The organism is Janthinobacterium sp. LS2A, from assembly GCF_036543145.1.
Lineage (GTDB): Bacteria > Pseudomonadota > Gammaproteobacteria > Burkholderiales > Burkholderiaceae_D > Janthinobacterium > Janthinobacterium aestuarii.
On record NZ_JAZHPB010000001.1, the window covers coordinates 534,787 to 556,969 of the forward strand.

A 22,183-nucleotide genomic window follows, 5' to 3' on the forward strand; every position below is an offset into this window, starting at 1 on the left:
TGAAAGACATAGTATCCGCAAATAATTGATGAAATCTCAATAATTGTCACCGCTGATTGCCCTGGCGAACGACACCGTGTATGGTCTCGCAAGCCCGGCGCCTGGCTGGTGCCGCCGGGCGTTTGATTGCCTCATCTGAATGACATACACATGAAAAATACCAACAAGGCCACCCTGACCGGGCTGGGCGCCATTCTGCTGTGGAGCGCCATTATCGGGCTGATCCGCAGTGTCACTGACCTGCTGGGACCCACGGGCGGGGCGGCGATGATGTACAGCGTGGCGTCAGTGTTCCTGCTGCTGTCCGTGGGTTATCCGAGGCTGAGCGAATTTCCGCGACGCTACCTGGTCTGGGGCAGTGTGCTGTTCGTTACCTATGAGCTGTGCCTGGCGCTATCGATCGGTTATGCGAGCACGGCGCGTCAGGCCATCGAGGTGGGCATGGTGAATTATCTGTGGCCGACCTTCACCATTGTTGCGGCCATCGTGTTCAACGGGCAAAAGAGCAATTTCCTCATCGTGCCAGGTTTCCTGCTGTCCGTCGTCGGCATCTGCTGGGTGCTGGGCGGCGAGCAGGGCTTTGACCTGGCCGGCACCGTGGCCAATGTGCGGAGCAGCCCGCTCAGCTATGGCCTGGCCTTCGCGGGCGCGCTGATCTGGGCCGCGTATTGCACCGTGACGGCGCGCCTTGCGCAGGGCAAGAATGGCGTGACCCTGTTCTTCATCCTCGTTTCCATCAGCTTGTGGGTCAAGTATTTGCTGCAAGGGGGCGGCCAGATGGCGTTCACTGCCGAGGCCGTCACTTATCTGGTCCTGGCCGCCGGCGCCATGGGCTTTGGCTACGCCGCGTGGAACGTGGGTATTTTGCACGGTAACGTCACTATCCTGGCTGGCGCCTCGTATTTCATCCCCGTGCTGTCCGCCGCGCTGTCGTCGCTGCTGCTGCGCACGCCGCTGTCGCTGGCTTTCTGGCAGGGCGCGGCGATGGTGTGCGGCGGTGCCATCCTGTGCTGGCTGGCGACGCGGGCGGGACGTGCGAGGCCGGTCATCAGCTAGCACTAGCCGAAACACGCCGCCGCGCAACCGGCCAGGCGGTGCGGGCGGGGCTATTGACGCCCGCGCCATGCGGGCAGGATCAAGGTATCGCCATCAGAAAGTCCTGCAGCCCGGACCGGGAGCGAGTCCCCACGACTTGCCGAAGCTGCCCCGCTTGCACGCTTCAAGCGTGAGATTGGGCCTGGATTTGCCGCTGCATTGCCGCGCGGACCAGCAAGGGGCGTGGCCTTGCTGGTCCGCGGTGGCATCCTTCTCTGCCTTGGTGGTGGCCGGGCTGGCCGCCGCATTTTCCTTGGGTGTTTCCTTCTCCTGCTTGGCGGCACCCGCCATGGAAACCGCCGAGATCAAGGCGACAAGGCAAAACAGACGTTGCAGTTTCATATAAACCTCCTGGTTGGATGAGAAATGTCAAACACACTGTTGTACTGCTGGGAAAGAACGGCGATTCAATTTTCCATGGCTTCTGGCGGGCTCGCCTTGTCCGGCGGGGGAATGTTGGTGCGGTCCTGATTCCGGTAGGCGATGGGCCTGATCTGCGTCCCATCCGAGCGCGTCACCACCAGGTCGGTCAGCAATTGCCATTGCCATACACGCGCCGTTTCCTTGAAGATCAGCTGTTCCGAATATTCGACGCTGGTCTCTTCCGTGCGGCCGTTTAGCTGCGTTAATGAAAATGTGTTGGTCATGGAAAGGGATGCCGAGGCGGTGGGACCTTCGAACACGGCACCGACCTCGACATTCGTGGTGATCGACGTCGAGCGTTCGAAGGTCGTGGATTCCTCTTTGGTCACGCCGACGCGGTAGGTTGTCGTCGTGGTGCCGCCCCCGGTCGGCGATAAAACGTTGTAGCAAAAGTAATAAGGCTGGGCGGCGATGAAATAGAAGGGTGACGTGTATGGCTGGTCGGGTACGTTGCTGGCGTCACCGGGGATGGCGGTAAACGGGACGATCACGACTGGGCTCAAGCCGGCCTTCAGCTTGTGGTTGACCACAATTGCCGGGTCCAGCTCCGGCCGTGGCGGGCCTGGAAAATCAAATGGCTCCACGTCGAGGCAGGCCATGGGGAGGCGCAAGTAAAATGCCGGCAAGCTGCCATAGGTATACGCCAGCGGCGACAAAAGGACATATCCGTCCTGAACATCCTTCCATTTGTCCGGGCGCGCCTTCGGCGCTTCCACGCTGCCGCTGCTGTGCCATCCGTGTTCTTGCCATACGCGGATCTTGTCGACGGAAATGCACAGGTCTTTTCTCACGCACCAATAGTTGCTTCTGTCCGGTTCCCTGGCGTTAAAGCAGATGCCAAGCGCGTAATAGCCATCGGGCGCAATGGGCTGCCAGTAGCAGATGTCCCGGGGGTTTTTGGAGCCTCTGTCATTGACCAGAAAACGGAACCCCGTCGGATGCGCCAATGCGGGACCCAGGGCGGACGGCGGCGCTTCCGGGCACGGTGACAGGTAAAACATGGGAGATGCCCGGGGCGGCTGATACGGCGGAGCCAGTCTGGTGGACACCGCGATGTCGCCGACGGGCAGGCAATTCGCATCGCGCTGCCCGCTGCCCGTGAAATGGTAAAGGCCGATCCACGGCATGTTGTTCAGGTCGGGGGGGAACGTGCTCAGGTCCAGTTGGCTCCATACTTCGGTGAACTCATCCGGCTTGGCCAAAGTCAAACAAATTTCACCGTAGCGCACCGCCGTCTTTGTCCAGTCCCTGGCGCGCACCGCCTTGACGATGGCGGCGTTGGCCTTTTCATTGTACGGAGCCAGGGCGGGGGCGAAGGTGGCATCGTTGTTGTCGTTACGCATGGGTGCAGAACTCCGTCGAGAGTAGGAACCGGTCCCGCAGCTGTCGCGGGCGGGTAGGGAACTTGATTCTCCATCCCCGGTTCATGCCGACTTGACACCCTGTTTCACTTTTTTAAAATATTATTTTGAGGAAAGATCATTCCGGACTGTGCCTGAACTGTTCCCGAATTGTTCTCGAAAATCGCGCGGCGACATGCCATACGCGCGGCTGAACGCGCGTGAGAAATCGGAGGCGCTGTTGAAGCCCAGTCCCAGCCCGATCTGCGTCACGGCAAGATGGCGCATGCTGGTCAGTTCATGTGCCGCGTCGCGCAGGCGGCAATGGCGGATGTAGGCGGCCAGGCCCCCCTGGGATTCAAACAGGCGGTAGATGGTCGAGCGCGCGACGGGAAACGCCCGCATCACGCCGTCCGGCGTCAGATGCTCCTCGTGCAGGTTCGCCTGGATATAGTGTTCGATCTGTCCCTGCAGCGCGGCGCGGGCGACAGCGCGCCCATGCTCTTCCAGGCGCTGCTGCTTGGCAAATGCGGCAATGATCAGCCGGGCGCACGTGCGTAGCGTCTGCTCTTGCTGGTCTGCCGGCAGCGCTGGCAGGCGCTGGCATAGGATATTCAGGTAAGCCGGTAGCATGCGCGTCAGTGGCGTGGTATAGCCGACGATGCGGCCATGAATGGCTTCGGCGTCAGGCAGGTGCGCGCTGACCGCGGCACGGGGCAGGAAGAAGGCCAGTACATGCGCCCGCGTCGGCCGCACCATGCGCATCGGCTGGTTCATGTCCAGGGCCAGTATGCCTGGCGTGTATTGCAGCGCTTTTGCGCTGGGGCGCGCCGTGCTGGTCTCGATAATGCCCTGCACGGCGATGTGAAAGACGAAATCGCGCATGCTGTCGGTGGAGATGCGCTCATTGCTGCGCAGCTGGGTAACCGCGTCCGTGCGGCTATCCAGATATGCCATGTCCGGCAGCAAGTACGTGTCGAGTTCTGCGTGAAAACCATTGCCCAGCTGCTGGCGCCTTACCTGGAGGTCAAGGAACCGGCCCAGATAATCGCGCCAGGCCAGTAGCTGCAGTTCCTTGTGCTCGCTTGCGACGCTGAAGTGCTGCCGCGTCAGCCCGCTGACGGGCGGCGTGCGGGCATGCCTGATGTCACGCGCGGCAAGTAGGTCGCGCATTGCCGTGGAATATTCCTGGCTCAATGGTGGTGGCTCCAGCGCTAGAGGGTAGCTGTTGCCGGCAGCTTGTCAGCCAGCACCATGATCTTGCCGGGATTGGGCCTGGCCGTCAAGACACGTCGCCAGCCGCTAATGCGACAGCACCGAATCGCGCGACTTATGTCCGAGGTAAGGCAGCAAGCTGATGAGGCCAAGCACTGCCAGCGCGACACCGACCCACAGTGGCGAGCGCAAGCCGTAGCCGGCGGCGATGCCGAGGCCGCCGAGCCATGAGCCGGCGCCCAGGCCGATGTTGATGACCGAGGTATGGACGGTGTTGACCAGCGGCCCCGGATGGGCGGTCTTCATCACGCGGGCGATGATGGCGGGATTCATCGACATGCCGACCAGGCCCGTGACGACCAGCAGGGCAACGCTGATGGTCTTGTCGTGCGCAAAGACGGCGAACAGCGCCAGGCTGATGCTGAGGATGACCATGCCCCAGACCATGATGACGGTGGTGTAGCGGTCCGCATAACGGCCGACCACGCCATTGCCCACTACATTGGCGACGCCGTAGACGCCCAGCAGCCAGGGGATAGCGGACGTCGGAAAACCCGTAATTTCCGTCAGGATGGCCGCGAAGTAGCTGAATGCCGCGAAAATCGCTCCGATGATGAGGCCGCTGCTGGCGTACGCCGCCCACAGGTGGCGGTTGCGGAATTCGCCCAGTTCCTTGCCGAGGCTGACGACTTCAGATGGCTTGGTGCGCGGCACCAGCACGGTGATGAGCGCCAGGCACATCAGCGCGAGCAGCACCACCAGCCAGAAGCTGGCGCGCCATCCCAGGTGCTGGTCGATGAGCGTGGCGACCGGCACGCCCACCACCGAAGCGAGCATGAGGCCGCCGATCACGACGGCGGCGGCGCGTCCGCGCGCGTTGGGGGTGACGATATCGGCGCAGATCGCCAGGGACAGGCCAAAGCAGGTGGCGGCGGCCACGCCCGTGACCACCCGTGCGACGGCCAGTACGTCATAGCTGGTGGCGGAGGCGGCGACGGATTGGGCCAGGACATAAAAGCCCAGCAGCCACAGCAGCCCCTGCTTGTTCGGCACGCGCAGCTTGAGCAGGACGATGGTGCTCAGCGGTCCGCCGATGACCATGCCCATGGCGTAGAGGGAGATCAGATAGCCGATCCGTGTCACCGGTTCGTCCATGGCCAGGGCCAGTGACGGCATCATGCCCGCCACCATGAATTCGGAGGTGGTTAACGAAAAGATCGTCAACCCCAGAATGTAAACAACCAGCGGCATAGCAATATCCTTCGAGAGTAATAACAAAAAACACTAGCCAGGGATGGCGCGCGCCGGCCGCATGCGGCCCTTGCACGCGCCATGCCCTGGTCAGGTGTTGCAAGACGTAAAGACGCTGTCCGGAATGTCGCCGACAGACAGGTTGGGAAAGTCGCGTATCGAACGGTGCTGCGGGTCGTTGCCGGTGACCATGCGCAGCAGGCGGTTGCCGCCGGCCTCCAGGTAAAACACCGATGGCGGCTTGCCCGCTGGCTCGACTACCCAGGCATCCGCCTCGCGGCCCAGTACGCTATGGCGGCCATCGTGACGGGCGCCGCCGTCCAGCAGCACCGCTTGCGGCAGGAACAGCGCCTGAAACGGCGTCACCTCGTCGGCCAGCGCCGTTCCCTGCAGCTGCGCGCCAGTTGCCTGCGCCTGCCGTGCATAAGCCACTTTCTGCTTGCGGCTTTGTTCACGCCGGGCGTCGCCGATTTCCGACATCCACAGCAGGTGTCCATGTTCCTTTTCCGGCCAGGGGTTGAACAGGCCATCGATGCGGCAGATGTTGCGCGCATAGTCGAACCAGCAATAGCCGGACGTGATCTGGTCGTCCTCCTGCATCGGCGTCCAGTAGGAAACATAGGCGCTGCTCCATTGCATCGGCAGCAGCGGCGGGGAGACGTGTGTCGGCATGGTATCTCCCTAGCGGCCCAGCGCGTAGCCTAGGCTGGCCATCAGCGCTTCCTGCAGCGATGGCAAGTCCTTGCGGCGGGCGTCGAAGCTGTCGGTCAGCTCTGCATTGCTCAGGTCGATACGCTCGCCTACGGTTTCAAACCACAGGCGGCTGGCGTTGGCGTGGTCCTTGAACAATTGCATCAGAGGCACGGCGCGGGCGTTGAAGCTGTCCAGGGCGGCGGCCGTGCCAGCTTCGGTGTTGAGGATTTTGACCAGCAGCAGGGCCGCCACCACCGCCATGGTGGTGCCATGGCCGATGGAAAAATGCCCCGATTGCAGCGCATCGCCGAGCAGGACGAACTTGCCGTCGCAGGCCCGGTCGCGGCTGAGGGTCATGAAGTTGCGCCAGCCCTGGCCCGGTTGGCTCTGTAGCCCATGTTCGCCGAGCTCGGCTTTGAACGTCTTGGCGACATATGCGGCGGCGTCGCGCTCGGACAGCGCTTCCAGCCCGGCCCTGGCGTACGTCTCTTCGCTGCATTCGACGATAAAGGTGCTCATCGTGTCCGAGTATTTGTAGGCATGGCCGATGAAAATGCCTTGCTCATTGCTGCGGAACACCAGGTTCATCTGGTCGAACAGCTGGGTGGTGCCGTACCAGATGTATTTGTTGCGGCCGAAATCGATGTGCGGCACCAACGCTGGCGGCAACTCCAGCGATTTGTAATTGACGCCGTTCGCTACCACGACCAGGTCGTACTCGGCTTCCAGCTGCGCCCGGGGCGCCGGCGGCGTTTCATAGCTGATCGCGATGCCGGCCGCCACGCACTTGGCGCGCAGCGCCTGCACCAGGGCCTGGCGTCCCACGCCGCACAGGGTCACGCCGGTGCTCATCAGGTTGGGCTGGTCGTGGTGCACGAGCTTGAATTCTTCCAGGAACTGCGGATTGAGCCGTTCCGGCTGCTCCAGGTAAGAGAGCGGATTGGCCGGATGGCGCGGCGGGCGTCCCGGCAGCACCACGCCCCAGCCCACCACTTCTTCCGGGGTGTTTTTTTCCGTGATGCTGATACTCCAGCCGGGCTGGGCTTGTTTCATCTGACTGGCGAAGAGCAGTCCTGCGGGGCCTGCGCCGATAACGAGAATGTTCATTAATTTACCCTTCCAAGTTTGTACCAAACGTTTTGTTTCTTCTGGATTTGCTGCAATTCATCGTAAGGAACCGATGTGAAGTACAGTTTCTCCGCCATGTCTGGCGGATAAACACGGGGGAATTTCTTGTGCATGTAGCGCGTGTAGCGCGTCTGCAGGAAGAAAATCAGATTCGGATTGCTCAGCGCTTCATAGTTGGCGATCGCCATGTCCTGCATGGCGTCCGCCTGCACCTTGCGCTGCTGCGTGAACTCGGACAGGGCAGGGCCCAGGGCATTACCGTGCTTTTCCAGCAGGGAAACGAAGACGTGGACGTCTTCCAGCGCCATGTTCATGCCTTGTCCGAGGAAGGGAGCGGTGGCATGCGCCGCATCGCCGATCAGCAGGATATTGGCCTTGTAGTGGAAGGTGCTGGAACGGACATTGATGAGGTCGTTGCTGGGCAGCGCCATGAACTGGTCGAGCATTTCCTTGCGGCGGTCCGGCGGCAGGTTGCCGAAGTAGCGGCTGAAGAAGTCGGCCATGGCTTCGCGGTTGAGCGTGCCCAGGCTGGGCGTGCCCGTGTAGGGCAGGCACAGGGCGAAGCTGATGCTGCCGTCCGGAATGGTGGCCGCGCGGCCGGCAAACAGGCCCTTGGAATCCATGCCGAAGAAATACAGTAAATCCTTCCGGAAACCCAGATCCGCCGCGTTCGGCAAGACCAGCGTCTTGTAGCCGTGGCGGAAGTAACTCTGTTTGAACTCGAAACGGCGCACGCCGCTTTGCATGGCGCGCCGCACGGCCGAGTGGGCGCCGTCGGCGCCGATGACCAGGTCGCCATGCAGCTGCTGCACGGCGCCGTCCGGGCCCTGGATCAGCACGATTTTTCTTTCCAGGTCGACATCCAGGCATTTATGCTCAAAGTAATACTTCACCTCGTGCAGGACGGCATGCCGGTTCAGCAGGCGCTGGAAGGCAGTGCGGTCCAGCGACAGGGGAAACAGGCCTTCGAGCGGGGTCAGCTCGCGTATGCGGTGCCGGCCGCCCACGCAAAATGCCATGCCGACGATGGGTTCGCCGCACTGGTCGAGCTCCTGCTTGCTGATGCCAGCCGCCAGGACGGCCTTGATGCCGCGTACCGTCATGCTCACGCCGATGGCGCGCGAGTTGACCGGGTCGGAGCTGGCGGCATTCTCCAGCAGTGGATCGCCGCGTTTTTCGATAACGTGGACATCGTGTCCCCGTTGCGCCAGATAAATGGCGCTGAGGCTACCTGCCAGGCCTCCGCCGACGATAATGATTTTATGCATTTCAAGCCTCTCTTGACATCTTTCCCCGAGATAAATCGGTAAGTTGCTGATTAAAAAACTCCAACATCTCTATCGGCGCCATGCCGATGACATCGCTCTCAAGGCCGCGCGCGTACTGCGCCAGCGCCTGGCATTTCTGCGCCAGCATGTTGCAGCCCAGGCTGTAGTCGCTGCTGATCAGACTGCTGACCGGCTCCGGCACGGGCGGTCCAGCATGGCGGCCGGGCACGCCGGACGGCATGTTCATCAGGGCGGCCGACAGGGGACGCAACAGGCCGGTCATGATGTCGATGGACGCATTCATCAGGCGCGAACGGCGCAGGCTGCCCAGCGGCCGCTGCGCGAAATGGTGCGCCATCATCAAAAAGGTCAGTTCGTAGCAGCCTTGATACAGCTGCATCAGCGCTCGCGCCTTCCGGTCGGTCACCACGGTGCAGTCCGCACGCGCTTCCAGCACGGGATTCTTCAGCGCCGGCAGCGCCGGCTCGAACGGTTTTTCGCAGGCTGAAAACTTGCCGGCCACGGCGCGCAGCCGCTGGAAGTGCGACGAGGCGAAATGCGGCGAATCGACGGCCACGCCTTCCCCCTGTTCGGTGACGAAGTCGATGGCAAACAGCGCGCTGTCGCGGTCCGATACTTCCAGCTGGTAGCCGGGATAGGCGCGGTTGGTCAGTTCTTTCAGGAACAAATGATGTTCGCCGCCGCGCTTGCCGCCGCCGCTCTCGAACAGGCCGGGCAAGTCGGCAACGGCCTGGCGGATCGCGATATAGAAGGTGGCGATGGATTTGCCTGGCGTGGGGATGTAGTCGGGCCATTCGAAACGCACGAAACGGGCCAGCACGTGTTCGGAAAATGGCTCGAACGCAAATTCCGTGTCCAGGCCGAAACGCTTGCGCGCCAACTGGCCCATCACCGGGGTGCCGCTATAAAACGGTTCGCCTAGCGCCATCAGCACATTGTTGACCAATAAATAGTGAATCATTTCTTCATGGGCGATCTCCAGCAGCGCGCCGCGCGTGCCGCTGTTGCGGCGCCGGTCTTCGGCGCCGCAGGCCAGTTCCAGCTCGGCCGGCAGCCAGCGGCCAGCCTGCACCAGCGCCGCCCCCTGCGCATAGTTGGGAATCGAATACGCGGCATACAGGTACTGCAGCATCAGCGACAGTTCCAGGTCGATGGCCTTTTTCAGTTCCTCGATCAGCTCGGCCTTGCTGCCGATGACAGGCGGCACCGCCGCTTCCGGCACCGCCGCCTTGGCCTTTGCCTCGACCTGCGTCAGGTATTTCAGGAACAGGCGCGACTTTGGCAGCGACAGTTCGCGGGTGCTGGGCATGTAGTAGCTCTTGTCGCGGTTCCGCGGATCGCACATCTGCCACATCAGGCGCGAATACGTTTCGCACTTGCACTGGTCCGCCAGGCTGAAGACCTTGTCCGACATGAATGGATACACGAGCTCGTAGTAGCTCATCACATGCCGGTAGAGGAAGGCGTAGTCGACCTGTTCGGCCGGTACGTCATCGAGGTCCCAGTCGTCGGGCAGCACGCGCACGCCGAGGTATTGCTTATCCTTGCCTGCCCCCAGCACGATCCTGGTCGCGCCCGGCTGGCGCCCCGTCAGGGTCAGCGCCGTGTAGCCATGTCCGAGCGGCGATGGCTGCTGTTCCACGGCCAGCAGCGCGCCGTCCTCGGCCTGCGCCGGCAGGAGGGCAGGCGCCGCCAGTTCGCCGCGGAAGCGGCTTTGCACGGTGATCGTCTGCGGAAATTGCTCATGCTTGTTGCGGTTCGGCGCTTCCAGATACAGCTGGTTGCTGTCCGATTGCAGCACCCAGTCGGCTTCGTCCCACTGCGCCTGCGCGCTGCCCAGGCTGAGCGAACCCGTGGCCGCGCCGGCGTGCTGCAGCGGCACGTCGAAGATGCCGTGATGGCGCCAGTAGTCGCGGTACAACTGCTCGGGTATCCGCGCCAGCAAGGTGCCGGCGCCGTCCTGCAGCAGCAGGTCGCCGAGCGCCTGCTTGTCGCCCAGGGCATGCGTGGGATGCTGTTCCGAGACGGCATGCGGATCGCGCGTGGTGAAGGGAATGGCGGTCGGCATGTTGAAAGCGACGCGGTCCGCATGCATTTTCACCAGCACCGGTCCCAGGCTGGCATGGCGCGGCTGCAGCAGGCGGCCGGCCGGATAGCTTGCCAACTCGTCGCGCCGCCACAGGCCGATGCTGCCGGCCAGGTCGTAGAACACGGGCGAATCGGGTTTGAGCGGCGTCGACATATTGAACAGCGCATATTGCACCGTCAGGCCCAGTACCGCGTCGTCGTCCAGGGCTTGCCGCAAGGCCTGCATGCTGGCTGGCAGCGGCAGATCCCCATTGAACAGGAAATGCGGATCTTGCTTGGCCACCGAAAACTGGAACAGCCTGGAGCGGGCGAATTCCTCGTCCAGGAAATGCCCGCTGCGTTCCGTGACATGGTCGCTGCCGAGCCAGCGTACCGAGTGCGCCTGCGCGATATCGGCTGTGAACAAGGTGGGCGTGTTGGGCGTGGCCAGCTTGTCGCTCAAGGTGAACTGGCCGGCGTAGATCAGCGTGGTGTCCGGCTGTGCCGGGTTGTTGTCGATCCACCTGGCGCGGTTGAACGTCGTGCGCAGGTACTCGTTGTAGTGCCCCCACAGGGCCAGCTTGGCGCCCACCAGCGCGTCCTGCGTGTCGACCTCGCCATCGCGCAGCTGGACGCCCGTGATCCGCGCGTTTTCCCACGAGAAATGATTATTGCCGCAAAAGTTGTAGCCTGCCGCCTGGCTGAAGACGCCGTCCGGATCGGGCTTGCCCTCTGCATTGAAGCGGGGGACAAGCTGTTTCAGGTGCGCATGGAATTCGGACGGCGGCCGGCTCAGGTCGACAGCCTCGCCCGCCATCGATACCGCATTCGTGGCGATATCGATGTTGCCGTGCGTATTGCGATTTCCCGTCGGCACATTGGCGCGGGCAAAACCCCGAAAATGCAGGCGGGGGAAGTCAAGTAGGCTCATGCGCGCTCGGTCGAGGAAGTGATGAAGGTATCATTGGCGGCCGCGACCTCGTCCAGTTGAGCTAGCCGTTGCAGCAACAGACCGCTGGCGTGCTGGGCGCTGATCAGGCTGCCTTCCATCCAGCCGCAATGCCCGGTATAGGCATCCGAGCAGGAAATGATGCCGTCCCGGTGCAGCAGGACGGCCGGGTGTTCGGCTTCCGGTTCCACGCAAAACTCGACGCCATGCGGCCAGAACTTGTGGAAGTGCGCCTTGATCCGCGGCAGCGGCTGGCCATCGAGCGGCAGGACTTCTTCCAGGTGGCTGCGGACACGCTCCAGATACACGTCTTCACCGAGTTCCAGGCTGTCGCGCCAGTAGCTGGCGCTTTTGCTGTCGGTGTAGAACAGCACATACTTGTCGCTCTTGAAGTAGATCTTGCGCAGGGGATTGGCCGCCATCAGCACCTTGTCGGTCAGCCCCAGCGCGTCCCACCAGGCCGTGTCGAACGTGAAGAAACCCTTGAACAGGGGCAGCGAGTCGTACTGGAACGGGCTCCAGGCGGCAGGGAAATCCAGGTTCAGGCGCGGCATGGCGGATGGCGGGATGGCCATCACCAGATGACGTGTGCGGTGCATCTGCGTGTCGCCGTGGTGGCTGAAGGCGAGCACATGGTCGGCGCCCGATTTTTCAACGGACAGCAAGCGATGTTCGAGCTGAAATTCCACGCCGGCGACCTGGGCCTGGTGCTGCAACTGGCATAGCAGCGCGTGGTAGCCGTCGGTGGCATAGTGCCACTGGTTGGTGGCGTTTTCCGTGAAGTGCTGCGTTTCCGGGTGTTTCTTGATGATGTCGTAGGCCATGGCCGCCGACACCATCGGCAGCAGCAAGGCGTCATAGCCGGTCGCCTTGATGATGTGGCTGGCCTTGGCGGCGCCCAGGTAATGGCTGACGAAATCGAGGAAGGAGAGGTTAGGATGCTCCTTCAGCATCGGGCTCAGCTCATCCAGCGTCGCCTTCAGCTCGTCCAGCACGCTATCGTGGGAGATGACCTCGGTGAACGGGTAGACCGCATGCGGCAATCCGCTGTCCTGCATCAGTTGCTGGAAATGTGGGTGCAGCTGCGGCGAATAGCGGGCGGCGCCCAGTTCGGCGATTTCCTCGCCATCTATTTTCCGCGACTGGATGCGGCCGCCCACGGTGGCATTCAGGTCGAATACCCGGATGCGCAGCTTCCTGTCGGCGGCGGCGCCGATCAGGCGGCTGGCGCAAATCAAGCCGCCTATGCCGGCGCCAACGATGCAAATGTCAGAATACGTGCTCATACGAAATTCCTTTTTAACGTTCATTAATCAAAAGGCTGCAAAATCGCTAGCAAAAGTTCCCCCTGCACGTGTATGCAAGGGACGGGGACGCTGCGTGTTACGGCACTTGGCGAGCGTTATCAGCTGGGGAATGAAGAGCCTGGCGAAAACTGGCGTTGTGTCTGGAATGGTCGATTCTTGGCAGCAGAGTTTCTGTTTCAGATCAAAGATGGCACCGACAGTAGCCCAGGGTTTGGGCTGTCAATTTGATAAATATCAATGTTGTTGCCGTCTACCAAGCGTGCGCTGATATCGCGGAAATGTTGCTACGCTCCCCGCAAACGGGAGGTGCCATGTCCGACTTCATCGAATTGTTGCAATGGCCTGCCATGGCCGCTTCGCTGCTGGCGGCCTGGCTCGTGGGGTCGCGCGCGGCCGCGCGGCGCTTTGCCGGCTTCTGGGTTTTCCTGTTCAGCAATGTGCTGTGGGTCTGCTGGGGCTGGCATGACGAAGCCTGGGCCTTGATCATCCTGAACGTCTGCCTGGCGTTGACGAACGTGCGCGGCATCGTCAAAAACGAGTAAGCGCGAGACGATTTGCTCAAATATATTTCTGTTTACATATTTGTTTCCATTGGTGCATACATGGCTTGCGGGCCTGCTTGCATCTATTTCCTTGCGGAAAACCGCCATATTCTCCCGTCTGCTTCAGATATTTGCTGTCTTATATAAGATTCGACGCCATCGGATACACAAACAGCGGCAGGACAGTCTAAAATACGTGGTGGGCAAGCACGGCGTCACCGCCGGCACACTAGCCGTCCAAAGCAAGGCTAACCGTCCTGTGTTTGGAATGAAGAAAGTTAACCACCAGGCATCACCGCATACAAGGGAATGAACATGGCAACACAAAAATCCAAAATCATCTACACGCTGACTGACGAGGCGCCGCTGCTCGCGACGTATTCCCTGCTGCCAATCATCAAAAAATTCACCGCGCCGGCTGGCGTGGACGTGGTGTCCAGCGATATTTCGGTGGCGGCACGTGTACTGGCCGAATTCCCCGAATTCCTGACGGACGCGCAAAAAGTCCCGAACACCCTGGCTGAACTGGGCAAATTGACCCAGAATCCGGACACCAACATCATCAAGCTGCCAAACATCAGCGCTTCCCAAGGTCAGCTGATCGCTTGCGTGCGCGAATTGCAAGGCCGCGGCTACAAGCTGCCGGACTACCCGGAAGACGCGAAGACGGACGAAGAAAAAGCCTTGAAGGCCCGTTACGGCAAATGCATCGGCAGCTCCGTCAACCCGGTCCTGCGTGAAGGCAATTCCGACCGCCGCGCACCGAAGGCCGTCAAAGAGTATGCGCGCAAGCACCCGCACTCGATGGGCGAGTGGAGCCAATCGTCGCAAACGCACGTGTCGCACATGCACCATGGCGACTTCTACCATGGCGAAAAATCGCTGACCCTGGAAAAGGCCCGCGACGTCAAGATGGAACTGGTCACGGCCTCGGGCAAGACCATCGTGCTGAAACCGAAGGTTTCCCTGCAAGCGGGCGAAATCATCGACAGCATGTTCATGAGCAAGAAAGCGCTGCTGGAGTTCTACGAGAAGGAAATCGACGACGCCTTCAAGACGGGCGTGATGTTCTCGCTGCACGTCAAGGCCACCATGATGAAGGTGTCGCACCCGATCGTCTTCGGCCACTGCGTGCGCATCTTCTACAAGGACGCGTTCGCCAAGCACGCCGAGCTGTTCGACAAGCTGGGCGTGAATGTCAACAATGGCATGAGCAACCTGTACGACAAGATCGACACCCTGCCAGCGTCGCAAAAGGATGAAATCCTCAAGGACCTGCACGCTTGCCACGCCCACCGTCCGGAACTGGCCATGGTCGATTCTGCCAAGGGCATCACCAACTTCCATTCGCCGAACGACATCATCGTCGACGCGTCGATGCCGGCCATGATCCGTATCGGCGGCAAGATGTGGGGCGCCGATGGCCGTCCGAAAGACGTCAAGGCAGTCATGCCGGAATCGACTTTTGCACGGATCTACCAGGAAATGATTGGCTTCTGCAAATGGCATGGCAACTTCGATCCGAAGACCATGGGCACCGTGCCGAACGTGGGCCTGATGGCGCAGCAAGCGGAAGAATACGGTTCGCACGACAAGACGTTTGAAGTGCCGGAAGGCGGCATTGCCAACATCACCGACCTGGAAACGGGCGAAGTGCTGCTGACGCAAACGGTGGAAGAGGGCGATATCTGGCGCATGTGCCAGGTCAAGGACGCGCCGATCCGCGACTGGGTCAAGCTGGCCGTCACGCGCGCGCGCAACTCGGGCATGCCTGCCGTGTTCTGGCTCGATTCCTACCGTCCGCACGAGAACGAAGTCATCAAGAAGGTACAGGTCTACCTGAAGGATCACGACACCAAGGGCCTGGACATCCAGATCATGTCGCAAACGCGCGCCATGCGCTACACCCTGGAACGCGCCTTCCGCGGCCTGGACACCATCTCGGTGACCGGCAACATCCTGCGCGACTACCTGACCGATCTGTTCCCGATCCTGGAACTGGGCACGTCCGCCAAGATGCTGTCGATCGTGCCTTTGATGGCCGGTGGCGGCATGTACGAAACGGGCGCCGGCGGTTCGGCTCCTAAGCACGTCAAGCAGCTGGTGGAAGAAAACCATCTGCGCTGGGATTCGCTGGGCGAGTTCCTGGCCCTGGCCGTGTCGCTGGAAGACATGGGCATCAAGACGGGCAATGCGAAGGCCAAAATCCTCGCGAAAACCCTCGATGAAGCCACCGGCAAGCTGCTGGACAACAACAAGTCGCCATCGCCACGTACTGGCGAGCTGGATAACCGCGGCAGCCATTTCTACCTGGCCATGTACTGGGCGCAAGCTCTGGCAGCGCAGAAGGACGACGCGGAACTGGCAGCGCATTTTGCGCCAGTGGCCAAAGCCCTGGCCGACAACGAAGAAAAGATCGTTGCCGAGCTGAAAGCAGTACAAGGCAAGGAAACGGATATCGGCGGCTACTACCTGCCAGATCCAGCGAAGACGGAAGCGGTCATGCGTCCTAGCGCCAGCCTGAATGCGGTATTGGACAGCATCTGATGCAGTCCTGACAGGCGGCAGGTTCTTTGCTGCCTGACATAAAAAAACGCCGCCGGAAGCGATTCCGGCGGCGTTTTTCATTTTCGCTTAGTGTTATTGGTAGTGCTTGTAGACTTCGGTGCTGCCATTGCTCTTGACCAGCAAGACGTCATACGCATCCTTGCGCGGACCTTCCATGCCAGGCGAGCCCATTGGCATTGCCGGCACGGCCAGGCCTTTCGCCTTGGGTTTCTCGCGCAGCAGCTGCTTGATCTCGCTGGCCGGTACATGGCCTTCGATGGCGTAGCCGTTGACGAGGCCCGTGTGGCAGGAACCGAGCGCGTCGGGAATGCCGGCCAGCTTGCGGTATTGCGCCGGCATCTCGACATTTTTCGCGCGTACCGTAAAGCCGTTCGTTTCCAGGTGCTTGATCCATGCGGAACAGCAGCCGCACGAGGCGCTCTTGTAAACTTCAATGACGGGCAAGGCCGCCATGGCGAACGTGGGCAGGCCCAGCATGGCGGCGAAAGCGCCGCGCACTAATAAAGGTTTGATCATGTGTTGCTTTCAGACGAAGTAGGTCTATCGTGGCCACCTTGGTGGCCTGCTTTTATTTAAGCGGAAAGCGGTCTAGGAGGCCGGCGCAAGCCGTCGGGAATGAATCCTGTCAGCAGGGTGGCATTGGCTACGGCGGCGTGTTCCGCGCCGTTGAGCACGGCGGAAGGCAGGGGGAAACATGGCGGCATCAGCGCGCCCAGGCAAAAGGCGGAACAGGCGCCGCACGCGGGGTGCTTGGCAGGGGACTTGCTGTCTTCTGGCGCGCTGGCGCTGTCCGGGACGGTGGATGATTGTGCATCGTGATGCTTGCAGGCCGCCGTCATGGCGGCGGCAGGCGAGGCAGCGAGCGGCGCGCACAGCCGCGTGGCGCCCGCAGCGACCGCTTGCAGCGGCACCGCCGTGATCAACAGCAGGATCAGCCATGTTTTGAAGAGTCTCAGCATCGCGGGAAAGTATAGCATGGGGGCACTGTCGCCAGGAGCGGCATCCGCTAGCGCGAGGCGGCGGCCATCACCTTCGACGCGTACATGGCCCGGTCCGCATGGCGCAGCAGCAGCTGCATGGTATCGCCGTCTTCCGGATAGTGGGCCACGCCGATGCTGACGGCGATCTGCAATTGCTGTCCGTTGCCCAGGTGTAGCGGCGCGGCCAGGGCCGCGTGGATCTTTTGCTCGATCAGGCTGACATCGGCCGGCGTGACATTGCTTTCCAGAAGCACGACGAATTCATCGCCGCCCATCCTGGCCAGGGTGTCGGTTTCGCGCATGCAATCGCGCAGGCGGTTCGCCACCGTTTGCAGCAGCAGGTCGCCACAGGCATGGCCGTGGTCGTCGTTGACGCGCTTGAAGTTGTTCAAGTCCAGGAATAGCAGCGACAACCGGTCTTCCTGGCGGTGCGCGCGCGCGAATGCCGTGTGCAGGCGGTCGTGGAACAGGCGGCGGTTCGGCAGGCGGGTCAGCTCATCGTGCATGGCCATGAATTGCATTTGCGTCTGCCACTGCCGGCGCTCGATGGCAGTGGCAAGTTGCTTGCCAACAAATTGCAGCAAATCCCGGTCTTGCTCCGTGCCGATGGCGGCGTCCTGGCCGCCTTGCAAGGCCAGCGCGCCGATGCTGCCCATGGAGCAATACAGCGGCACGGCAAGCCAGTACGAGGGCAGGGCGCCGGCCGCCGTTTGCAGCGCAGCCGGCAGGCCGGCCAGTTGTCCCGCCTGCAGCAGCAGGGGGCGGCCGCTGCGCAGCACTTCATCGCACAGCAGGCTGGCCAGCGAAGACGTTGGCTGCGGCACGCTGTCGCCGGCATGGCAGGTCATCAAAGGCTGGGCGCCGTGTTCGTCATGCAGCAGCAAGGTCAGGCTGCGCGTGGGCAAGTGTTCGCCGATGATGTGCTGGATACGGTGCAGCAAGGCGGGCAAGTCTTGCGTCGCCTGCATGGCTTCGGAAATGGCGTACAGCGCGGCCTGCTTTGCCTGCGCCTGTTTCAGCAAGGTGATGTCGCGCGCCACCGCCACGCGCAGCTGGTCGGCGGCGGACCAGCGGGCCGTCCACATGATGTGCGCCAGGCTGCCATCCTTGCGCAGGTAGCGGTTTTCAAAATGCGTCTGCGCATGGCCATCCATGATGGCGCGCGCGGCGGCCAGGGTACGGGCGCGGTCGGCGGGAGCGACCAGGTCGAGCATCTGCTTGCCGACCATTTCCTGCTGCGTGTAGCCGAAGATGCGTTCGCAGGCGGCGCTGACGAAGACGAAGCGCCCGTCCACGTCGACCATGCACACGGCGTCGAGCAACAAGTCGGTAAAGCTGGCCAGCGGCGCGCGCAGAATCTTGTGTTCCATACGATACATTTTGAGACATTCCCGGCGGTGAATCAACTTGTTGCGGGGCGGCTGGGTCATCCGTATGAAAATGTTTCATTTCCCCGACACTCATGCTTTGCCGTTTCTTGCCGTTATAGCAGTATTGCCACGCAGTACTTGCCACCACGTCAGATAACGTGACACAAGGCTTGCCTGGCGCCAGGTGATTGCAAAAAAACTAACCATATCGAACTTTTATGATGCCCCTACTCGCCACTTGCAAGGTTACAGCGCCATGACCTCCATTTCTCCACTGTCAAACTGGAATAGCGCCCCGTCAGGGGCTTCCTCCGCCACGCCGAACCGCACGCAGGCGGCATCGCCGTCGTCCCCATCCACGCCGTCTTCGATCGTTGCCCTCAGTCCGGAGAGCGTGAACGACAGCAAACCGGCCGCGCTCGTGAAGCCGCCGATGGTGTGGGAAAGCGCGACACGCAACAAGGTCAGCGACGCGATGACGAAGAGTTTTTCCTCGTATGCGTTTGGCGGCCGCTTCAGCGGCCTGGGCGCTGCCATGCTGGGACAGGCCAAATTGGGCAACTACAATTTCTCGCAGGCGATGCGTCAGCCGCCGCCGAGCGCCACGCCGAATGTCTATGCGGCGTCCGGTATCGCGCCGGGCAGCCTGCATGGCAATGGCGAAGACCGGGTTTCCCTCAGCATCACGACCAAGAGCGGCGTGGAAGTCAAGCTGTCGCTCGACAGCCAGGGCGACGGCCTGGCCGTGAGCATGACGACCAGTGGCGACCTCAGCGACGCTGAGGCGAGCGCCCTGGGCGAGCTGGCGAAGGGCTTCCAGGAAGCCATCGACGGCATGGGACAAAGTACGCCGAAAATCAAGCTGGAAGGCTTGATGCAGTTTGACCAGCAGCAGCTGGCCTCGGTGAAACTGCATGCGGAAGTCAAGGTGCGCGGCGAGCCGGAAAGTATTCAAACCCTGGATTTCCAGGCCGATGGCGCGCAGCGCAAGGTCAGCTTCAGCGGCGAGGCCGGCAGCCTGGAGCTGAAAGTCGATGCCAGTCAGCTCAATACCCTGGGCAGCAAGGAAAAGCAGGCGAAGGCGCTGGGCAGCTACATGAAGCAGTTCGACCAGGCGGCGTCGCGCGGCCATGGCGACGCGGGCCTGGTGGCCATGCTCAAGGATAGCTTTACAGCCTTGCACAGCAATACCGCCGCGCCGCAGGTGGCCACAGAGAGTCCCGAGACGGGCAAGTGGCGCCTGGCGGCCGAAGACAAATCCATCCTGACGGGGCTGGCCGATTTCAGCGCCTCCGTGTCGCAGGCCGTGAAATTCAGCAATCCCATGCGCAGTTCGGAAAAGGATGGCTTCAATTATGACGTGTCGCAAAAGACGCTGCAGGCCGGCGCCAGCCAGGATGAGCGTTCGGTCAGGCAGCAGCAGCAATCGAAGCTGAGCGCCAGTTTCCATGAGACGCTCGTCCCCGGCGTGCCGCTGCGCTTGCTGGACAATACGGAGTCGCAGAACTATACCTACCACCAGATCGAAGATACGGCCAGCAGCGACGCGCAGGTGGCCTACAAGGATGGCAAGATGGTCAAGGCGAGCTTGCGGCAGGAGGGCAACCAGTCCGAGCATGTCATGAAGTATTTCCTGGGCAAGCTGGAATCGGACAAGACGACGCCAGGTAACTATTCCGTGCTGCGCGACCTGCTGCCTGTGCTGGGTCCGTACAAGACGGGCGAACTGGGCATGACTCCCGAGAAAAAGGCGGAGCAGCGCCAGCAGGCGATGCTGACCTTGAGCGACGACGTGCTGCTGCAATCGTATGCGGGCCAGAGCATCGGCCTGTGGCGAGCCGATGTGCAGCCGGAAGAGAATGTGGCCGCCACCGCTTAGCAATAGCGCGCTGAATGCAAAAAGCCCGTCTGCGAAGACGGGCTTTTTGTTGCCGATTGCAAAATACTGCGCAAGCCTATGCCTTGGCCTTGTTTTGCTTGATCCAGTAGCCGATGCCCAGCGCGGCGAGCCACACGGGGATCAGGTAGACGGAGATGCGCAGGCCCGGCGTCAAATACATGATCACCAGGATGCCGGCCAGGAAGACCAGGCACAGGTAGTTGGTGAACGGGTAGCCCAGGCTCTGGAACAGGGTCGTCTTGCCCTCGGCCCTCTTCTGCGCGCGGAAGCGCAAATGGATCCAGCTGATCATGGCCCAGTTGATGATCAGGGCCGAAACCACGAGGCCCATCAGCACTTCGAACGCTTCGCCCGGCATGAAGTAATTGACCACCACGCAGGCGCCCGTCGCCAGCGCGGACACGCCCAGCGCCGCCAGCGGCACGCCGCGGCGGTTCAGGCGCAGCAGCGCGCGCGGCGCATTGCCTTGCTTGGCCAGGCCGAACAGCATGCGCGTGTTGCAGTACACGCCACTGTTGTACACGGACAGGGCGGCCGTCAGCACCACCACGTTCAGGGCCGTGGCCACCAGGTTGCTGTCGAGCGCATGGAAGATCAGCACGAAGGGGCTGCCGCCGGTGACGACGTTTTGCCATGGGTACAGCGACAGCAAAATGCCCAGCGCGCCGATATAGAAGATCAGGATGCGGTAGATGGCCTGGTTGGTGGCGCGCGGGATCGTCGTGCTCGGATCATCCGCCTCGGCCGCCGTGATGCCCACCAGTTCCAGGCCGCCGAACGAGAACATGATGACGGCCATGGCCATCACCAGGCCCTGCCAGCCATTCGGGAAGAAGCCGCCGTGCTGCCACAAGTTGGCTACCGACGCCTGCGGACCCGCGTCGCCGGAAGCGAGCAGGTAGGCGCCGAAGACGATCATGCCGATGATGGCGACCACCTTGATGATGGCGAACCAGAATTCCATCTCGCCGAAGGCCTTCACGTTCAACAGGCTGATGGCGTTGATGGCGCAAAAGAAGATGAGGGCCGAGACCCAGGCCGGCACGCCGGGCCACCAGTACTGCACGTAGATGCCGACGGCCGTCAGTTCGGCCATGCTGACGAGCACATACAGCACCCAGTAATTCCAGCCCGACAGGAAGCCGGGCAGGTGGCCGCAGTATTTGTCGGCGAAATAGCTGAACGAACCGGCGACGGGTTCGTCGACCACCATCTCGCCCAGCTGGCGCATGATCAAAAAGGCGATGACGCCGGCGATGCCATAGCCGAGCAGCACCGAAGGTCCGGCCATCTTGATGGTTTGCGCGATGCCCAGAAACAGGCCGGTGCCGATGGCGCCGCCCAGGGCGATGAGCTGGATGTGGCGGCTTTTCAGACCGCGCTTGAGCTCTTGTGGTTCGGTAATCCCGACTGCCGTCATATGTTTTATCCTGTTTTTACGGGGCTGAGGTCGCTGATTCTAAAGCATGGACGGGCAAAGCAGGAGCGAAATGCATGTTGCACTGCAGAGGCGCAAGAAAAGCCCCGCATCTTCGCCGAACGGTGCGCAAAACGGCCGCCCAGGCGTCTGCTTTTACGCGCCGGCCGCGACGATGGCCGGTTCGTACACGGCCAGGAACTCGGGCGGCAGGCGGCGCGCGCGGCCGCTGCTCAGTTCGATGCAGATCAAGTCCCAGCGTCCGCGCACGACGGTGGCGCCGTCGCTGTCGCGCACGAGCTGGAAGCGCCGCTCCATGCTGGAACGGCCATCGCTGGCGCACAGCCAGGTGGCCAGGGTCAGCGCTTCGCCGGCCCGCGTCGGCAGCAGGTAGTCGTATTCGCCGCGGCGTATCGCCATGGCCCGGTCCAGGCGCCGGTAATCGTCGAGGTCCAGTCCCAAGGTGGCCGAATGATGCCAGGCGATATGCTCGCACCAGCGCACATAGACGGCGTTGTTCGTGTGCTGCAAGCCGTCGATGTCGTCCGGTTCCGGCGTGACGGGCAGGGTGTGGGCGTGCGGATAATCCCAGTTCAAGTGCGTTCCTTTCGATACGGTGGCGGCTGATTGTACGTGCTTGCGCTGCGTC

At 61.8% G+C, this 22,183-nt stretch carries 18 protein-coding genes; 4 read left to right on the plus strand and 14 right to left on the minus strand.

The window, feature by feature from the left end; translation table 11 throughout:
- Positions 1-150: 150 nt before the first annotated feature.
- Positions 151-1,056, plus strand: a complete 906-nt coding sequence (gene yddG, locus V3C40_RS02440; protein WP_331776394.1) for an aromatic amino acid DMT transporter YddG — start codon at positions 151-153, stop codon at positions 1,054-1,056.
- A 93-nt stretch (positions 1,057-1,149) separates the two neighbouring features.
- Here the strand turns inward: yddG and V3C40_RS02445 are convergent, their stop codons facing one another.
- The 9 genes from V3C40_RS02445 to V3C40_RS02485 all read right to left on the minus strand — a co-directional run bounded on the left by V3C40_RS02445 (position 1,150) and on the right by V3C40_RS02485 (position 12,736).
- Entirely contained in the window at positions 1,150-1,437 is a 288-nt protein-coding gene (locus V3C40_RS02445) for a hypothetical protein (RefSeq protein ID WP_331776395.1), read from the minus strand.
- A 65-nt stretch (positions 1,438-1,502) separates the two neighbouring features.
- Positions 1,503-2,861, minus strand: coding sequence for a Vps62-related protein (locus tag V3C40_RS02450; RefSeq protein ID WP_331776396.1), 1,359 nt, complete (start codon positions 2,859-2,861; stop codon positions 1,503-1,505).
- Positions 2,862-2,981: 120 nt separating this feature from the next.
- Positions 2,982-4,031, minus strand: a complete 1,050-nt coding sequence (locus tag V3C40_RS02455) for a helix-turn-helix domain-containing protein (protein WP_081368119.1) — start codon at positions 4,029-4,031, stop codon at positions 2,982-2,984.
- A 129-nt stretch (positions 4,032-4,160) separates the two neighbouring features.
- Positions 4,161-5,324 carry an MFS transporter gene (locus V3C40_RS02460; protein ID WP_331776397.1) on the minus strand — a complete coding sequence of 388 codons (1,164 nt, stop codon included), beginning with the start codon at positions 5,322-5,324 and terminating at the stop codon, positions 4,161-4,163.
- Positions 5,325-5,414: 90 nt separating this feature from the next.
- On the minus strand, positions 5,415-5,996 hold the full coding sequence (gene vioE / locus V3C40_RS02465; RefSeq protein WP_072453408.1) for a violacein biosynthesis enzyme VioE: 582 nt from the start codon (positions 5,994-5,996) through the stop codon (positions 5,415-5,417).
- 9 nt (positions 5,997-6,005) lie between these two features.
- On the minus strand, positions 6,006-7,124 hold the full coding sequence (locus V3C40_RS02470; protein ID WP_331776398.1) for a tryptophan hydroxylase: 1,119 nt from the start codon (positions 7,122-7,124) through the stop codon (positions 6,006-6,008).
- Positions 7,124-8,413: an FAD-dependent oxidoreductase gene (locus tag V3C40_RS02475; RefSeq protein ID WP_331776399.1), complete on the minus strand. Its 1,290-nt coding sequence runs from the start codon at positions 8,411-8,413 to the stop codon at positions 7,124-7,126. Before V3C40_RS02475 ends, V3C40_RS02470 begins: the two co-directional genes overlap by 1 nt.
- A 1-nt stretch (position 8,414) precedes the next feature.
- A complete protein-coding gene (vioB, locus tag V3C40_RS02480) occupies positions 8,415-11,432 on the minus strand; it encodes an iminophenyl-pyruvate dimer synthase VioB (protein ID WP_331776400.1) in 3,018 nt (1,005 codons plus the stop codon).
- A complete protein-coding gene (locus V3C40_RS02485; protein WP_331776401.1) occupies positions 11,429-12,736 on the minus strand; it encodes an FAD-dependent oxidoreductase in 1,308 nt (435 codons plus the stop codon). Before V3C40_RS02485 ends, vioB begins: the two co-directional genes overlap by 4 nt.
- 332 nt (positions 12,737-13,068) lie before the next feature.
- On the opposite strand from V3C40_RS02485, the gene V3C40_RS02490 reads away from it, so the two are divergent.
- A complete protein-coding gene (locus tag V3C40_RS02490) occupies positions 13,069-13,299 on the plus strand; it encodes a hypothetical protein (protein ID WP_331776402.1) in 231 nt (76 codons plus the stop codon).
- Between the two features lie 315 nt (positions 13,300-13,614).
- Complete coding sequence (locus V3C40_RS02495; protein WP_331776403.1) at positions 13,615-15,846, plus strand: NADP-dependent isocitrate dehydrogenase; 2,232 nt, start codon at positions 13,615-13,617, stop codon at positions 15,844-15,846.
- 93 nt (positions 15,847-15,939) lie between these two features.
- On the opposite strand, the gene V3C40_RS02500 is transcribed toward V3C40_RS02495, so the two are convergent.
- The 3 genes from V3C40_RS02500 to V3C40_RS02510 are packed head-to-tail and all read right to left on the minus strand — an operon-like array spanning position 15,940 to position 18,217.
- Complete coding sequence (locus tag V3C40_RS02500; RefSeq protein ID WP_331776404.1) at positions 15,940-16,383, minus strand: DUF411 domain-containing protein; 444 nt, start codon at positions 16,381-16,383, stop codon at positions 15,940-15,942.
- Positions 16,384-16,439: 56 nt separating this feature from the next.
- On the minus strand, positions 16,440-16,826 hold the full coding sequence (locus tag V3C40_RS02505; RefSeq protein ID WP_331776405.1) for a hypothetical protein: 387 nt from the start codon (positions 16,824-16,826) through the stop codon (positions 16,440-16,442).
- 47 nt (positions 16,827-16,873) lie between these two features.
- Complete coding sequence (locus V3C40_RS02510) at positions 16,874-18,217, minus strand: sensor domain-containing protein (protein WP_331776406.1); 1,344 nt, start codon at positions 18,215-18,217, stop codon at positions 16,874-16,876.
- Between the two features lie 256 nt (positions 18,218-18,473).
- On the opposite strand from V3C40_RS02510, the gene V3C40_RS02515 reads away from it, so the two are divergent.
- Positions 18,474-20,096: a hypothetical protein gene (locus tag V3C40_RS02515; protein WP_139248245.1), complete on the plus strand. Its 1,623-nt coding sequence runs from the start codon at positions 18,474-18,476 to the stop codon at positions 20,094-20,096.
- A 76-nt stretch (positions 20,097-20,172) separates the two neighbouring features.
- Here V3C40_RS02515 and V3C40_RS02520 read toward each other — a convergent pair whose 3' ends face one another.
- Together V3C40_RS02520 and V3C40_RS02525 are read right to left on the minus strand one after the other, a co-directional pair.
- Positions 20,173-21,537: an amino acid permease gene (locus V3C40_RS02520; RefSeq protein ID WP_331776407.1), complete on the minus strand. Its 1,365-nt coding sequence runs from the start codon at positions 21,535-21,537 to the stop codon at positions 20,173-20,175.
- 153 nt (positions 21,538-21,690) lie between these two features.
- The gene (locus V3C40_RS02525; protein WP_319991430.1) at positions 21,691-22,131 is read right to left on the minus strand and encodes an acyl-CoA thioesterase; all 441 of its coding nucleotides are present in this window, start codon (positions 22,129-22,131) and stop codon (positions 21,691-21,693) included.
- Between the last annotated feature and the right edge of the window lie 52 nt (positions 22,132-22,183).